The organism is Pedosphaera parvula Ellin514 (assembly GCF_000172555.1).
Classification (GTDB): Bacteria; Verrucomicrobiota; Verrucomicrobiia; order Limisphaerales; family Pedosphaeraceae; genus Pedosphaera.
Genome location: NZ_ABOX02000006.1, coordinates 1 through 15,899 on the forward strand (window position 1 = coordinate 1; position 15,899 = coordinate 15,899).

Annotated in this window: 16 protein-coding genes; 6 read left to right on the top strand and 10 right to left on the bottom strand. The window is 52.1% G+C overall.

The window, feature by feature from the left end; all coding sequences use genetic code 11:
• Nucleotides 1–343, bottom strand: a 343-nt coding sequence (locus CFLAV_RS36405; protein ID WP_237712369.1) for a hypothetical protein, incomplete at its 3' end; no start/stop codon positions are given.
• 655 nt (nucleotides 344–998) lie between these two features.
• Entirely contained in the window at nucleotides 999–2,891 is a 1,893-nt protein-coding gene (locus CFLAV_RS05965; protein WP_007413756.1) for a hypothetical protein, read from the bottom strand.
• A gap of 319 nt (nucleotides 2,892–3,210) precedes the next feature.
• Between CFLAV_RS05965 and CFLAV_RS05970 the strand changes: the two genes are divergently transcribed.
• The 3 genes from CFLAV_RS05970 (at nucleotide 3,211) to CFLAV_RS05985 (ending at nucleotide 5,814) form a co-directional block, all read left to right on the top strand.
• Nucleotides 3,211–3,522: a hypothetical protein gene (locus CFLAV_RS05970; protein WP_040547303.1), complete on the top strand. Its 312-nt coding sequence runs from the start codon at nucleotides 3,211–3,213 to the stop codon at nucleotides 3,520–3,522.
• 4 nt (nucleotides 3,523–3,526) lie between these two features.
• Nucleotides 3,527–3,985, top strand: a complete 459-nt coding sequence (locus CFLAV_RS05975) for a hypothetical protein (protein ID WP_007413758.1) — start codon at nucleotides 3,527–3,529, stop codon at nucleotides 3,983–3,985.
• 680 nt (nucleotides 3,986–4,665) lie between these two features.
• Nucleotides 4,666–5,814 (top strand): aldose epimerase family protein, encoded by a 1,149-nt coding sequence (locus tag CFLAV_RS05985; protein WP_040547305.1) that lies wholly within the window; start codon nucleotides 4,666–4,668, stop codon nucleotides 5,812–5,814.
• 338 nt (nucleotides 5,815–6,152) lie between these two features.
• Here CFLAV_RS05985 and CFLAV_RS05990 read toward each other — a convergent pair whose 3' ends face one another.
• The 3 genes from CFLAV_RS05990 to glpK form a co-directional block, all read right to left on the bottom strand.
• On the bottom strand, nucleotides 6,153–6,548 hold the full coding sequence (locus CFLAV_RS05990) for an endonuclease domain-containing protein (protein WP_050785641.1): 396 nt from the start codon (nucleotides 6,546–6,548) through the stop codon (nucleotides 6,153–6,155).
• Nucleotides 6,549–6,748: 200 nt separating this feature from the next.
• On the bottom strand, nucleotides 6,749–6,934 hold the full coding sequence (locus CFLAV_RS34735) for a hypothetical protein (RefSeq protein ID WP_007413763.1): 186 nt from the start codon (nucleotides 6,932–6,934) through the stop codon (nucleotides 6,749–6,751).
• Between the two features lie 149 nt (nucleotides 6,935–7,083).
• Nucleotides 7,084–8,577 carry a glycerol kinase GlpK gene (glpK, locus tag CFLAV_RS05995; RefSeq protein ID WP_007413764.1) on the bottom strand — a complete coding sequence of 498 codons (1,494 nt, stop codon included), beginning with the start codon at nucleotides 8,575–8,577 and terminating at the stop codon, nucleotides 7,084–7,086.
• Nucleotides 8,578–8,778: 201 nt separating this feature from the next.
• Here glpK and CFLAV_RS06000 point away from each other — a divergent pair, with 201 nt between their 5' ends.
• The gene (locus CFLAV_RS06000; RefSeq protein WP_007413766.1) at nucleotides 8,779–9,306 is read left to right on the top strand and encodes a DUF4864 domain-containing protein; all 528 of its coding nucleotides are present in this window, start codon (nucleotides 8,779–8,781) and stop codon (nucleotides 9,304–9,306) included.
• Nucleotides 9,307–9,347: 41 nt separating this feature from the next.
• Here the strand turns inward: CFLAV_RS06000 and CFLAV_RS06005 are convergent, their stop codons facing one another.
• Nucleotides 9,348–9,902: a TraR/DksA family transcriptional regulator gene (locus CFLAV_RS06005; protein WP_007413767.1), complete on the bottom strand. Its 555-nt coding sequence runs from the start codon at nucleotides 9,900–9,902 to the stop codon at nucleotides 9,348–9,350.
• Between the two features lie 187 nt (nucleotides 9,903–10,089).
• Between CFLAV_RS06005 and CFLAV_RS06010 the strand changes: the two genes are divergently transcribed.
• Both CFLAV_RS06010 and CFLAV_RS06015 read left to right on the top strand, forming a co-directional pair.
• Nucleotides 10,090–11,076: a metallophosphoesterase gene (locus tag CFLAV_RS06010; protein WP_007413768.1), complete on the top strand. Its 987-nt coding sequence runs from the start codon at nucleotides 10,090–10,092 to the stop codon at nucleotides 11,074–11,076.
• Nucleotides 11,077–11,200: 124 nt separating this feature from the next.
• Nucleotides 11,201–12,229: a YncE family protein gene (locus CFLAV_RS06015; RefSeq protein ID WP_007413769.1), complete on the top strand. Its 1,029-nt coding sequence runs from the start codon at nucleotides 11,201–11,203 to the stop codon at nucleotides 12,227–12,229.
• Nucleotides 12,230–12,315: 86 nt separating this feature from the next.
• Here the strand turns inward: CFLAV_RS06015 and CFLAV_RS06020 are convergent, their stop codons facing one another.
• The 4 genes from CFLAV_RS06020 to CFLAV_RS06035 all read right to left on the bottom strand — a co-directional run bounded on the left by CFLAV_RS06020 (nucleotide 12,316) and on the right by CFLAV_RS06035 (nucleotide 15,884).
• A complete protein-coding gene (locus CFLAV_RS06020; protein ID WP_007413770.1) occupies nucleotides 12,316–13,218 on the bottom strand; it encodes a universal stress protein in 903 nt (300 codons plus the stop codon).
• A gap of 21 nt (nucleotides 13,219–13,239) precedes the next feature.
• Complete coding sequence (locus CFLAV_RS06025; RefSeq protein ID WP_007413771.1) at nucleotides 13,240–14,178, bottom strand: sulfite exporter TauE/SafE family protein; 939 nt, start codon at nucleotides 14,176–14,178, stop codon at nucleotides 13,240–13,242.
• Nucleotides 14,178–14,423, bottom strand: a complete 246-nt coding sequence (locus CFLAV_RS06030; RefSeq protein WP_007413772.1) for a hypothetical protein — start codon at nucleotides 14,421–14,423, stop codon at nucleotides 14,178–14,180. Before CFLAV_RS06030 ends, CFLAV_RS06025 begins: the two co-directional genes overlap by 1 nt.
• A 198-nt stretch (nucleotides 14,424–14,621) precedes the next feature.
• On the bottom strand, nucleotides 14,622–15,884 hold the full coding sequence (locus CFLAV_RS06035; protein ID WP_007413773.1) for a M48 family metallopeptidase: 1,263 nt from the start codon (nucleotides 15,882–15,884) through the stop codon (nucleotides 14,622–14,624).
• Nucleotides 15,885–15,899 lie beyond the last annotated feature (15 nt).

Below are 15,899 nucleotides of genomic sequence, written 5' to 3' on the forward strand. Positions count from 1 at the left end.
CGATACCTTCCGATACCTTCCGAACTCGGGTATTTATCCTCAGAATTTTTTTCACCGTCATCCACCATCCGAACTCCCATGCACCTTGCGATTTCGAACCGGCCATCCCCGCATGTTGTCCACCTTTCAGGGTACCCGCATCGTAAAACCTGTCAGCGACCCTAACGCGCCAAGCTCCCTTACACCACCAAAATACGCCACCCTCCTCGCCAAGCGAATACTTGAGCGGGGAGGGCATGTCCATAGGACGGGTGAGGGGCTTCCCAACTTCATAACGTGTAATTTCGGCTCTCATCCAAAAATCAAAAATAAAATGATGTCCCGTTATCTCCCGATAACTCACGGTCGATGAAATTGAGTGCCTCTCTTCTTCGAGCTGCCCTCCCGTCCCGTTTATGAAAAACGCTTGGCTTACACAGCCTTGCTTTCAGTTTCATTAACACCTGCTTTAGCATGCACCCCAAATGTATGCCTTGTGCCAGATTGGCGTCAATATAAAATACCATACAGATGAAGGTATAAGGCTGCCTTCTTCAAGCACTTTGACCACTCCTTTCCATCAGCCCGGCTATCATTCGCGCACGCGACAAGGTATCCAATTCCACCGCCAGGCTGGTGGGTGGGTAGGGCGTGTCACTCCGTGCGCGCCGCACTAACATGGCCCGCGACTACATTCTAAACTTTACCTCAATCCGCGTACGCGATCCGTGATCCAATCCGTTGCGCCAGCAATCAATGTAGGGTAAGGACGCATTGCGCCGCGCTCCCTGACCTCTCTCGCGCCGTAATCCAATTCATCGTGCCAACCGCGTAGGCGACCTGCGGGCATAATCAGGCACTGAAATCAGCATCTCATTGTGATGCCAAAAGGGCCCAGAATCGCTTCTGGGCCCTCTGAAACAGTGGCGGGGGACTCAATTATCTCTAAGCGGCAATGCCGCCGTTGACAGCCCACAAACTACTCCCCCGAGTCGGCGTCGCCGCATTGCGTGTCCGCGCTATTGAGTGCGCCGGGCAACCTGCAAGCCGTTGATCACCGCAATGTGTCCATAGGCCGCGTTGGCAGGCAGCACGTTGAGCACGACCGGTTGGCCGCTCACCACCGGAACGCCGCCAAAGCGCACATACTGCTGGCCGTTTATCCACAGGGTTGAATGCCAGGAAGCCGAACCTACGATCGTCGTGGACTGCGTACCATAATCAATCGAGTTACTAACGAGGTTGAAGATGCCGTTTTGATCATTCGCCGCTCCGTGACCATAGGCGTAGAAGTCATAGGTGCCCGTGGGCAGATTGGTAAGGGTTACGGTGATGGTGCCCGAGTTCTGCGGATAAATGTAACCGTCATACATGCCATCGCTCACGGGATTGCCCCACTGGCCGGCCGCGTTGTTAACCGTGACGCCAACTGTCGAACTGCTGCCGTCCGACCACTTCAGGTTCGTGACCGCAGCAGAGGAAATGTTAGGAGCCCGGTAGCCATTCCAAAAGTCGCTCGTGCTCAGGCCAACGGCGGCAAACCCAACCTTGTCGGCGTCCGCCGCCGCAAAGTTGATGTTGAGCAGTGGGCCGCCGCAAAGCACAGGATTTTCTTGGAGAACCCAACGGACAGGAGTGCCGTTGTCACAAGACTGGCCACCCGCAGTGTCAAAAACACCGCCAGCGTAAACTGCGTATTGGTCCGCAGCCAGGGTAGTCACGAATCCCGGGTAATTATCATAGCCACTGGCCGCCCACTTGATGCCTGCCCCCAGAGCCGACCAGCTTGTTCCATCCCACCGTACAATGCTATATGCGGAGATGCTCGAACCAGATCCATTGATAATGGAATCAAATGAACCGCTGACGTAAACCATTCCGTCTTGCGCAACCACCTGATAGCCGATACCGGGTGAAGCCAGACTGTAGTCTGGAATAAAGGCTCCGGTTGTAGTAGAGAATCGTGCCATACCGTAGGGCATTGCGTAGGCAAGGGTCACGAGATCCCTGGGACCGGTCATATTACCAATGGCGAACAAGTTTGTGCCCGAAATAGCCATCGAATTAATGCGTGAGTTATAGGAATAGGTGTAATCGGTAGAGAAGTAATCAAAGAGGCTTGAGGTGCCTCCTAGGCTTGGGGTGAGTCCTGGAATATTGCTGGCCATTGCCACCCATGAGGAGCCATTCCATTTGATCAGGGCTGGTGATGAAACGAAAGTGCCACCATTAAATGCGCCGTTAATGGCGCCTGCTACAAAAACATTCGTTCCGTCGGTCGCAAGTGAGGAGACTCCGAATGGATACCTGATTCTGGTGGGGTCTTTATCAATCGCCAAGCCGCCACCGAGAGTGGACCAACTGGTTCCGTTCCATACTTGCGCCAGCGAGGTGTCAACTTGTTCGTAGGGGGAACCATCAAGAGGAATGTCCAGGCCTAGGGTCCCAACGTAGACCTTCCCCGCGGCATCAAGGACAATGGCATTGACGGGATTGGTCATGGTGTTGTCTCCCACGGCCGACCACGTGCGGGTGATAAGGTTGTATTTGGCGATGTTTGTAGCGGTTATCTGTTCCGACACAGGACCGCCAGGGTGGGGTACATCAATACTAATATAGCTAAAGCTCCCGCCCACATACAGATAGTTCCCGTTTATGTACATGGTGCCCACACCTCCCGAACCGATCGTTTGCCAGCCGTCGCACTTGGTCCAGCGTGCTATGCCCCCTGAGCCAGCTGCGAAAACGACCCCATCCTTGGCCACCATCGTTCCGATACTAGAACCCGGAACTGAACCGGGCGCGCTAACGTCCCAATTCTGGGCATTTAAAGTCCTCGTCGCTCCAACGCCCAGTGTCAGGGCGAGTATAGCCAACAAGGTGTACGCTAGGTTTGAGTTTTTTGATTTCATCTGTTTTTGAATTTTACCTGCCTGTTTATGGTTTGAGTTTTGATTGTTTTTGTTGCAACCCTGCCATCTTCAACCCGTCTGCATAACAACCCGAACCCACCCAATCTTATCGAGTGCAGGATTCGATTTCTTAAACACGACCGGCTTCAAATGACAGCTACGCCATGGAATCCATGCTTCTCTTTTGTGGGATGCCATTTTACCTCAACTCCTTGCTGAAATGACCTTGTTGGAATAACCAAGTCAGAAGTCTCCGCGAGACTAATGAGATTTTACTCCACGACAAGCAATATTTTCTTCAGGCTGAAGCATGCCAGCCATGAGCTATCAACTCGTCCTCCAATTTCGCGGCGACTCACTCGCCGACTATGACACCATGATCGCCCTTGAAGAGAAGTTGATTGAAGACTTGGGCGATTCAGCAGATGTGGATGGCCATGATTGCGGTTCCAGTGAGACGAACATTTTCATTTTTACTTCTGATCCAACCGCTACTTTTGGGCGAGTCCGGCAAACATTGCTCCGGGAAGGAAAGTTGGAGTCCGTCAAGGCGGCCTATCGCTTAGTAGATGGAAATCATTACACCGTGCTCTGGCCGGAAGGTTCGAAAGAGGAATTCAAAGTCGCATGAAACAATGAAAGAAGTAGCATCCACCAGACTCACGTTTTTCTTTAAATTTCCCTTGCCTCTGTTCATGGCTGTTTCTTTCGGTTTTGCAACGGCCGCGGGTGCACTGCAACGCAGTTGGATCGCAATTCCCTTCGCATTCGTCGCGTTGCTTTATGTGGCCATACTCATCTGGTTTTCCCCTCGCCTAAAGGTCGTCTCATTTGACGATGCAGGTATTTACATCCTTGAGGGTTCTCAGGAATTTCACATTCCCTGGACCGACGTGGAACGCATTCATTCCCTCTACATGCGTTGGCCGACATACGCCATAAAGTTTCGGAATCCTGGCCGCTTTGGCCGGAGGGTTTTCTTCTGTCTTCCCTCCCAAGGTCTTTTCGGCGCCCGGATGGAGGTAATTGACAGGATGCAAAACTTGCTGCGCGGGCCGGATGTAACTTCCAACAAAATCTATAAAACTCCTTAAGCCCCGTTCGCTCGTATGAACATCTTCACCACCGATCATCCTTTGTCGCCAGAACCAGTCCGTCCCAACCCGCGCAACCGGCGGCGTCTGCTTTTTCTTCTGATCTCCTATCCTGTATACCTGATTCTGGTCGGCCCTTTCTGGGCTCTGGATGGTAGACACCATTTGGATTTTATTCCGGAACGGATTCGCTTCGCTTGCTATCTACCAACGTTTCCCATTTGGTTTATCCCGCATGTTCGTGGCAGATATGCCGACTACATGGACTGGTGGTACCTTGACCCAAACTCTGCTGATCGGGAAACAGGATGGGATTAACTGAACTTTGAAAATGTTTGCAAAGGGTAACCAATTGATTGGATTGCGAAAGGCTTTAGTCAAATGCCATTCCTCCTCCCTAAATATGAACTTTATACAAATACCGGCGACTCGTCTAAGACTGTCCCTAAGGCCCAACGGGCCGCTCCATACCAGCCCTGGCTGAAGGCCAGGGAACACGTTCCCAAAAGAACCCGCTTCGGCCCACAACGCCAAACAGCTCAATAACCACATCCGAAGCGGAACCCCTCAGCGCAAACCAGCACCCCGCCAACTTTTTCTTGCGGATATTTTAAAATCTTGGTTTTGCCGACCAATCGACTAATATCACCCGCGTTCCAATAATGATCTTCCCGCGTGCCATGAGAAACATCTTTCGCAAAATAAACCTCTGTTTGCTCGGAGCCTTAGTCTCGGTTGTTTTAGCCGTTTCGCAATCTTCCGCAACCGAGCAAAACGGAACAACCCTTCGTATCGAAAAATCCCATTTCGGCACCATGCCCGATGGCTCCGAGGTCAGTCTCTACACCCTGAAGAACTCCAAGGGCATCACCTGCAAGATTACCGATTACGGCGGCATCATCACCGAAATGGATGTCCCGGACCGTGCCGGCAACGTCGCTGATGTGGTGCTCGGTTATGATGACTTTGAACGTTATCAGAAAAATGGTCCCTACTTCGGTGCCATTGTTGGCCGCGTGGCGAATCGCGTGGCCGGTGCCCGCTTCACCTTGGATGGCAAAACTTACAATCTGGCCAACAATGATGGCACCAACCAACTGCACGGCGGTATCAAGGGATTCGATAAAAAGCTCTGGAAAGCCGAGGCGTCATCCACGAAAGATGCGGCCGTTCTCAAGCTCTCTTACACCAGCCCGGACGGCGAGGAAAATTATCCCGGCAATCTCAGCACCGTCATCACCTATACCCTCAACAATAAAAACGAACTGCGCGTCGATTACAGAGCCACCACCGACAAGGCGACTCCCGTAAACCTGAGCAATCACAGCTACTGGAATCTGCTCGGCAGCAACTCAGTGCTCGATCACGTGCTCACCTTGAACGCGGATAAGTACACCCCCACTGGCAAAACCTTGATTCCCACCGGCGAAATGGCCCCAGTGAAAGACACGCCGCTCGATTTCACTACTCCGCATACAATCGGCTCCGGCCTGTCTGAACTCAGCAAGAAGGGACGCGGCTACGATAACAATTTCGTGCTGAACAGCGGCGGAAAGAAACTCGCCATGGCAGCGAAGGTTTACGAACCCGTGACCGGTCGCGTCATGGAAGTCTGGACCGATCAACCTGGCATCCAATTCTACACCCCAAACTTCGGCGAAGCCCTTCAAAAAACCAGAAGTGGACCGGCCTTCAAAGGCAACTGCGCCTTCTGCCTGGAAACCGAAAACTTCCCCGACGCTGTAAATCACACCAACTTCCCCAACAGCATCCTCCGCCCCGACCAAACCTACAAACAAACCACGATCTACCACTTCTCCACGCATTAGACTTAAGAGTTTGGCAGCTTGCTTAATGATTTACTGATCCACACGACAGTATTCGCGCGACAACGCCAGTTCAATCCAACCGCCTCGGCCGTACGACCCTCGCCTCGGGGTATTAGTATCTACACAAGTCGGAGATTTGCACTGAACGTGCCGATTCGCCTGAGGCATCCATGTTAATAGAACCAACGATGGCAATCGCGCGACAGAGCCAGTTCAACCTGAACATGGCGGACGTCATCACCTTCTCCCTTTGCAATGGGAGAAGGCCGGGATGAGGGAAAATGCGTCCAAACCCTCAACTGCTTCGGGGACCTCCCACGATCTCCTTAAATTACGAGTCAAACGTCCTCTTGACTTGATCTCTGATAGCGGCTCGGCACCCACTGCGGCACACGTTCCTGTAAAACACGCCAAATCTTTTCGCGCACCACATCCCGCTCGGTTCGCAACTGATGATTCCAAAATCGAAGCACCTTGATGTGCTCACCCTCCAAAGCTGCATCACGCCTGGCATCTGATTCCCGCTGCATGGGAAATCCATGTCGGGACCCGTCCAGTTCGATATTCAACCGAGCTTGGGGACAATAAAAATCAAGATAAAATCCCTTTACACGCATTTGCCGGCGGAACTTGTAAGCCGAAAACCTTCGATCCCGCAACCAGCTCCACATCAGTTTTTCCGCCCAGGTTTCATTCCGCCGTAATAGCCTCGAAATCTGCTTTGCCTCGCGCACAAGCCGAGCATGCAAAGCACGTCATCCCATTTCAAGCTACATTCCTCAACGGCAAATTGGCTCCTCTTCTCCCTTTGCAATGGGCATGGTATCTACACAAATCGGGCAAATGCCTGGAGAGCGCGGCAACTTTCCTTGCTGTTGTGGATGGACGTGTAATTGCGCCGGTCGGAACCGATTGCGGGGACAGCACTGGAGGTTTAAGGCGTGGGAGTAACCTCGGTGACGAAGAGTCTGGGCGCATTTTCCCTCACCCCGGCCCTCTCCCATTGCAAAGGTAGAGGGGGAACCGTCTGACGGCCCGTGGTTGTCCGGGCGTGGTGGCGCGGGTTGCCATCGTGGGTTCTTTTTACCATGGAGACATAAGAAAGAAGTGGCAGGGTCATTCGATCTTCTGACTTGTGTAGATACTATTGCCTCGGGGAGAGGGCAGGGTGAGGGGGACCGCGACTCTGAAAAATCCAGACCTCAACGCGAGAAGCACCCACGACTCCCCGCTCCCTTATTACCCCACAACAGCAATCTCGCGCCTGCTCTAATCCTTTAACCACCCTCTGCCTGCCTTCACCGCTCTGCGCCAATGTTTCTTAAGGTCAGCAATCTTCTCCTTATCCATTGAAGGATGAAATGTCTTCTGGCTCTGCCAATGCTTCTCCAACTCACTCGTATCCTTCCAGTAACCCACAGCCAACCCCGCCAGATAAGCTGCGCCCAAGGCTGTCGTTTCATGAGTCTTCGGCCGCACCAGCGGCACATTCAAAATATCCGCCTGAAACTGCATTAGCGTGTCATTCACCGTGGCTCCGCCATCGACACGCAATTCCTTGATCGGAATTTTGGAATCCGCTTCCATTGCCTCCAGCACATCCATCGTTTGGAAAGCAATACTCTCCAACGCCGCGCGCGCGAAATGTCCCGCCGTCGTCCCACGTGTGATCCCCATGACCGTTCCGCGCGCAAACTGATCCCAATGCGGCGCGCCCATTCCCACAAATGCCGGAACCATGTAGATATCGCCATTATCAGGAACCGTGCGCGCCAACGATTCTATCTCCGCCGAGGTCTTGATAATCCCCAAACCATCGCGCAACCACTGTACCACCGCACCAGCAATGAAAATACTGCCTTCCAACGCATACGTGACCTTGCCATCGATTTTCCAGGCAATGGTGGTCAGGAGATGATTGCTGGAACTAATGGGAGTATCCCCCGTATTCAAAACCATGAAACCACCCGTTCCATACGTATGCTTCAACATCCCCGGTCGCAAACACATTTGCCCAAACAATGAAGCCTGCTGATCTCCCGCAATCCCCGCAATCGGAACCCGGGAAGCAAACAGGCTCGGAGAGGTCTCCGCATAGACTTCGCTCGATGATTTTACCTCCGGCAGAATGCTTCTGGGAATTTGAAAAATTTCCAGAAGCTCATCATCCCACTGATTGGTATGAATGTTGTAGAGCAGGGTGCGACTGGCATTGCTCACATCGGTGACATGTGCCGTGCCACCCGTTAATTTCCAGACCAGCCACGTATCGACTGTGCCGAAGGCGAGTTTTCCCTCCAACGCTCGCTTTCGAGCATCGGGGACATGATCCAAAATGGACTTCAACTTCGTGCCCGAAAAATAAGCGTCTAAAACCAGACCGGTTTTGCGCTGAATCAGTTCCGCCAATCCCTGCTTTTTGAGCGTGTCACAAAATTCCGCCGTGCGCCGATCCTGCCAGACGATGGCATGATGAATCGGTTCACCCGTCTCCTTATCCCAGACAATGGTCGTCTCACGCTGGTTGGTGATGCCAATGCCGGCAATATCTTTGCCGCTCAATCCTGCACTGGCCAATGCCTCCGCCACGACTCCCGCCTGCGTCGCCCAGATTTCATTGGCATCATGTTCCACCCAGCCGGGTTTGGGATAAAATTGTTTAAATTCCTGTTGGGCGATCGATTTGATGGAGCCGCCGTGGTCGAAGATGATGGCGCGTGAACTGGTTGTCCCCTGATCCAACGCAAGAATGAACTTTTCCATAGGATTCGATCTTGATGTTTGATGGCTTCGGATTGATTCAAATCGGTAATGGGGCAGGTGTGCAATGTCAATTCGGTTTGGAGGAATTTACCGTAAGCCATAGAATTTTCAGAGCAAATTTTGATGTCTCCAGCATTAAGTGGTATGGTTTGGCTGCGAGTGGCTGTTCAGAAGACTGCTGAGGGAGGTAAAGGAGTTTGCATGAATGCGAGATTGAGTCTGGACCGGTGGGTGAAGACCTTAACGCTGGGATGCATTGTAGGTCTTCTCTATTACTTTTGCATCGCCGCCTGGCGGACGCCACCAGGAGGACATTCCTTCAGATCACATTACACCGACCGCGTCTCTTTCCATCATCCCGTTCCAGCTCTCCGGCTCAGTACGCAACAGGCCAGAATGGAGCTTGCCAAGGTTGTGGAGTCGCAGTTGACAGCCTTCCGCATGGAAGACTATCCCCGGGCCTATACTTATGCGGGCTCCAGATTCCAGAACGAATGCCCGCTGCCGGTTTTCGAAGCCATGGTTAAAAAGAGTTATCCCGTCATCGCCAGTTCCAGGGCGGCGCAATATGGCGTCATTCTCGATAATGGCGAGGAAGGGGTGGTGAACGTGGGTATTCTCGATTCAACAGGCAGAATTCACCACTATCAGTATTTCCTAAAATGGGAGCGGACCGCGTGGAAAATCAATGGCGTCAAAGAAGCCCGGTTTGAAGGCACCATCATTTAATCAGGCCAGTCCGGGAACACGCCGAAGCATTATACTTTTCGTCAGGATTGTTCGTCTTCCTTTTCCGTATCCTCGGTTTCATCCTCACGCACGCCGGCCTCTCGAATGCTGCCCAGGGCGCCCAGATGAGCCCTGTTGGCCGCGCCATTCCTTTCCAACTCCCGTTCAGCTTCCACGGAAAACCTGGTCCAGGGAATCGCGTTAAGTCGCTCTGACTGGATAGGTTTACCCGTCATTTCGCAGATGCCATACGTGTTGCTTTCGATTCTTTGGATGGCCTGCTCAATCTCGTAAACCGCGCTTTGATCGGCGGACAGCATGCTCAAGGCAAAGTCGCGATCATACGTGTCCGTGCCGGCATCAGCCATATGCTCGCTATAGGAAGGTGTCTCCTCATTCGCATCTTTTGACAGATTATCCTTCTTGTTCAGGAAATGTTCCCGAAGCTCCGTAAGGTGCGCATAGTGCCGTTTCCACTTTGGATTTATTGTCGCCTCAAGGCGAGCTTTGGGATTCAATATGTCCCCGGTGGCGGCTTGGGGTCGATTGGTCACTCGCCGGCCTTGCTTGGAAGTATGAGTCTTCTTCTTTTGCATGATTCCTTACCTTGAAAAGATCGTTTGTAATCAGGTGACTTTTCCCGCGTTTATACACTAAGTGCTTTTCGCTGCGAGTCAAAGAGGAGTATTCCCCATGGGTAATGTAGGGGAGCAAAGGTTCGCGAACCGAATAACTATCCAGGCTTGCTGCTCAATCTCGGTAGTGGTCTATTAACTGCCGCAAATGAGAAGCATATCCAATTTGAAATGGCAGGCGACCGTCGGTCTTTTGTGTGCTTTCCTGACTTCCAGCCTCTTTGCGGCTGATTCGCTGCATTTTGTGGCGTTAGGAGATACTGGCAGCGGTGGGCCAGACCAAAAAAAGGTCGCTGAGGCGATCGCAAAATATGCGGAAACCAATAAAGGGAGCAATGCCGTCGATTTCGTGCTCCTGCTGGGAGATAATTTTTACAGCGACGGAGTGAAGACAGTGGACGACCCCCAATGGCAGGACAAATTTGAAAAAATGTATGATGCCAAAAGGTTACCCATGCCTTTTTATGTGGTTCTGGGCAACCATGACTGGCGAAACGACGCGCCGGACGCGGAACTTGAATATTCAAAAGTCCATCCCGATTCACGCTGGAAGATGGATGGCCATTTTTTCAAGCGACAATTTCCTTCCAAACCAGACAATACGAACACAGCGCCTTTGGTGGATTTCTTCTTTATTGATACTGAGGCATGGAATACCAAAAGCCCCCACATCTCGGCTTACCCCGATAAACATCTGGGTGATAAGCAGATGGCCTGGCTCGAAAACGAGTTAAAGGCATCACGTGCGAAATGGAAAATCGCGGTGGCACATCATCCGCTTTATTCCAACGGTGAGCACGGTCACGATGCGCAGGTATTGGAGTTGCGTAAACGCCTGGAACCCTTGTTCAAACGGTATGGGGTGAATGCTTTTATCACCGGCCACGATCATGATTTGGAGCGCATTGAGGTGCCAGGCCATCCCACGCTTTTCCTGATCAGCGGTGCCGGGAGTAAACTGCGCAAACAAACATATGATGAATGGAAGCCCTTTTATGCCTCCCAACTGGGATTTCTAGCCGTCGAACTCGATGAAAAGGAAATGCGTGGCGAGTTTCAAAATGTGGACAACCAGGTGATTGATGTTTGGAAGCGCATATCCACCGCGGCATCGCAGGCCACGGTTCGTAAATAAAGATTGAGCTGATTGCGGTCTGATTCGGGTTAAAGATTCGCGCTTGCGTATAAAAGGGGGTGTTGCTAAAACCAGACCGACCTAACGCTCCAGGATTTCAGAATCAGCAATCAAACAACTACTTATGCTTAAACCACGTGTTCTATTTGCCTTGCTCTGCTCGGCTTCTGTATTCGCGCAAACACCGTCCGCGCATGCCGGTTACAAAGTTCTCTCGCACATAAAAGTCGGCGGAGAAGGCGGTTGGGACTACCTGACTGTCGATTCCAAGGCGCGCCGCCTGTATGTCTCCCATGGCACCGAAGTGGATGTCATCAATCTCGATACCGAAGCTGTCGAAGCCCGAATCCCCAACCTGAAGGGCGTTCACGGAATCGCATTAGCGCCGGAACTGAACCGTGGCTTCATCAGCAATGGGCAGGAGGGGACAGTCACTGTTTTCGCGCTCGACACCTCGAAGGAAATCGAAAGCCGGATCAAAGTGGGCCAGAACCCGGATGCCATCCTTTACGAGCCTTCTACCAAGCGGGTATTTACTTTTAACGGCCGCAGCAAGGATATTAGTGTGGTGGATGCGAAGAGTGGCGAAGTGCTGGGAACCATCGCCGTCGGAGGCAAGCCTGAGTTTGCAGTGACGGATGGCAAGGGCCTTATCTGGGTTAACATTGAAGACAAAAGCGAAGTGGTGCAATTGGATGCCAAGGACATGAAAGTGCTGAACCGCTGGCCCGTGGCCCCTGGTGAAGAGCCTTCCGCCCTGGCTTTTGATGTGGCCCACCACCGCCTCTTTAGTGGTTCCGGAAACAAAACTCTGGTAGTTATGGATGCCAAAACCGGCAAGGTCGTGGCCAACGCTCCGATTGGTGACGGCGTTGATGCGGCTGCGTTCGATGCCGGGAAGAAGCGGGTTTTCACGTCGCAAGGAGATGGCACAATGACTGTCATCCACCAGGATTCACCTGATAAGTATTCGGTTGAAGATACAGTGAAGACTGCTCCCCGCGCGCGCACCATGGCGCTCGATCCAAAGACCCACAAGGTTTACCTGCCTACCGGCGAGTTCGAACCCGCCCCCGCCGCCACGGCAGATAATCCGCGTCCCCGTCCGCACATGAAGCCCGGCAGCTTTGAAATCCTCGTGCTTGGGGAATAATTTGCGCCATTCCGCCATTTGCTAAACGCAGTTGGGAGCCCACGTTTTCAACTGCGTTTTTCTTTGCCTGTTCGTTCCCTGCCGATTTACGGCTTGTTTGGAGATTTGATTGCGGCGCGATGCGTCACGCGGTCAAACCAGCTTACCAGACTCTGCGTAATCCCTGCTGATTTGATTCCAGTACGCACTACCAGCACTGCGCAGGTGCTGCGGTTTACAATTTCCCGCGTCACATTTCCCAGCACGTAGGTGTGTAGGGTCCCCCGGTTCAAAGCCGAGCCGGTCACGATCAAATCGTAGTTGCCGGACCGGATTTCCTGGAAGATTTCATCCAATACAATCCCCTGACGTAGACGAACCTCGGTTTTTACCCCGAGTGCTTCGAGAGTTTCCTTTTCCTCCCGAAGGTTTTGGCCCAATTCCGATTTGGAATTCAAAACCCGATTCACGCTCACTTCCATGCGACGCAAACGAGCGTAGATGGCAGGAAGTTCTGGCATGACGTGGAAAAGAGTTACCGTGGCGTCCATTCCCCTCGCAATCCGGCCAGTCAGTTCAAAGGCGGTTTGAATATACTTCTTGCCACCGGTGCAGACGAGAATGCGCTTGATCGTGTTCGCTTTTTGCATCACGGCCAGTACTGGAGGAGTCACGCTCTTGATGATCCTATAGGTTTTGGAGGAGACCCAGAAGAGTCCATGTGTTTCCTTGCGGAGTGCGCCGATGACAACGAGATCATATTGGGCAGCCTCAGTGCACCTGGTGATCTCCTGGATGGGCTCTCCTGACTTGATGACGAGTGTGGCTTGGATTTTTTTGTCTTCCAGCAATTGCTGGCCTCGGCGGAGAACATCCAGTATTCCGTCATCCTTTCCCCCGGTTTCGAGTATACCCAGCAGCGTTACTTCAGCCTGGCACGCGCTGGCAATGTTTGCGCCCAGGCGTAGCGCCCTGTTGGCGGCTTCAGAACCGTCATTACAAATCAACATCTTCACTCAGTTCCTCCTTCCTCATTTGTGCGGATGGCCGGTAATCAGGCCATGGATAACAATGATGGCGCCTATTATCGGCAATGGAATAAAGGCAAGCCGGATGCGCGGGCCGGCAAAGTATTGGGTCAGGGTGGCGCCGATCTGGGCGCCAATGGCCGCCCCAGTATGCATTACGAGGGCGATTAAAATATCCACATTGCCCTTCAGGGCATGGGTAACCGTTCCATAACCGGCGGAGATGATGATTTCGAACAGGTCGGTACCCACCGCAATGTGGGTGGGAATGCCCAATAAATAAATCATGGAAGGCATGCGGATATAACCCGCGCCGCCACCCAAAAAGCCACTGAAAAATCCACCAACAAAAGCAACGATGACAATGGACCACAAAGAAATTCTCTCGATTCCTGAAGCCGGCAGGCTGATGTAGGGCGGCAGGGGAATGTTTTGAATCTTTTTAGCAATGTGCCCAAAAGCTGATACGTCTTGTTTGGAAGAGACTTCGTTCTTTTGCGACTTGGATGCTTTGGCATTCCTATCACGATTCATCCGTAGCGTGCGCAAACTTTCCCAGGTCATGAAACCTGAAATACCAACTAAAATCACGATGAAGGATATTCCCACCGCCATATCGATATGCGCGGACTTTTTGAGCTCCTGAATCAATTGTGCTCCAGCCTCCACTCCAGCAATGGTGCCGATGACCATGAGGCCGCCAAGGCGCAGATCAATGTTTCCCAGCGTGCGGTGCTTGCGGGCAGCCACGATGGATTTGCCAACAATGTGGGCCAGGTCGGTGCCTACAACAATATTCATTGGGACTCCGAATCCGAACAGCGCCGGACCAGCAAGGAAACTGCCGCCAACTCCGAAAAAGCCGCCCAGAATTCCAACTATGAAGCCGACCGCGATGAGAGCGAAGGGGTTGATGTGGGTTCCGGAAAGCGGGAAGTCCATTATTCACCCCTTTCAAATTTGATGAAACGCAGGAGGGTGCGGGTTAAAAATTCAAGGACCATTCCCTGGCCAATGATCAAAACCAAACACAGCACGGCATATAGCTTTCGCTCGTTTTCATAAAGGTGAAACAACCAATTCCCCAGGAGATGGAGAACGAGAAAAAAGTAGCCGACCACCAGGACACTGTAGAGCGCCAACTCAATGCAGAAAGACTTCAGGACAGTTTTGAGTTCCCTTTTCATACTGACCCCACATACATAATCAGACCTTTCTGTAATGCCCGGCGTGCGCTGACTCAGGCTTAATTATCTCATGAGAACGGTTTAAGTGCCAAGTCGGTGGATACCCCAAACGCTCCAATGATACTGGCAGTCTCAAGTTGGCCTACAACAGGGGCTGGATCTTGTATCTGGTGCCTGCGTGGAGGAGCCGCATTTCGGTTATAACCGGGCGGCACTTTTCAAAAGGGCTTGTTCACGCTCCAATAGAGTAGGATGCGAATAATAGAATCCACTGTACCAGGGGTGCGGGGTGAGATTGCTTAAGTTCTTCTCATTGAGTTTGCGCAGGGCGCCGATCAATGACTGCGGCTCCTTCATGGTCTCAGCTGCGTAGGCATCGGCCTGGTATTCATGGCGTCGGGACCACCAATGAGCGATGGGGGAAAACCAGAAGGTGACCACCCCGGCAAGCAAAGCGAACAGTAATAAAGCAGGAACAATGCTTCCGGGTTCGAAGCCAAAACTGCGATAAAACCACTCCTGCCTTGCGAGGAGAGAAATTAAATAAAATGTCACCAGCAAACCAAAGGTGGACCAAAGCAGCATTTTGGGAATGTGCTTTTTCTTGTAATGACCAATTTCATGGGCCAGGACTGCTTCCAACTCTGGTTCCGTCAGTTGTTGAATCAGGGTATCGAACAGCACTATCTTGCGGAACTGGCCGAAGCCGGTAAAAAACGCATTGGAATGACGTGAACGCTTGCTGCCATCCATTACCTGAATGCTTTTGGCATGGAAACCGGTACGTTGACCCAACCCAAGCAGGCGTTCGCGCAAACTGCCCTCTGGAAGCGGAGTAAACTTGTTGAACAACGGCATGATCAGAATCGGCGTGAGCACCAGCATGATGAGCTGAAATACCATCATCACTCCCCAGGCCCAGAGCCACCAAAAGGTACCCGTCCAGTCCACGATTTTCAGAACGAGTACCAGGAGTGGCCAGCCGATTACAAAGCCCAGAACCAGACCTTTGACGCGGTCCATAATCCACAATCGGGGCGTGCTGGTGTTAAAGCCAAATCGCTGTTCCAGATGAAATTGCCCATACCAGTCAAACGGAAGGCTGGGAATGGAAAGCGCAATCATAATGCAGAACAGGAAGGCAGCCATGGACCAGGCGGAGGTTCCGAATCGATTTGTAAAATATCCAAACGCCCAGGGCAGAACCCCGGTAAAAAGCACGAGCAGAAAAACGACTAACTCATAGGTGGTTTCCAGCTGACCATATTTGCTTTTAGCGAGAGTGTATTGAACTGACTTGTGGTACGTCTCCCGGTCGATCGTGCCTTCAAATGCCCTGGGTATTTCGTTGGCGTGGGCGAGCACATTTTTTTGATTAAGCCGCGCCAGCCAGAGTTGGGCCAGCCATCTGGCCAGAATCAAAATCAATGCAGTGGCGGTGACAATCGAGGTAACAGACATTTGGAATCTTTAATT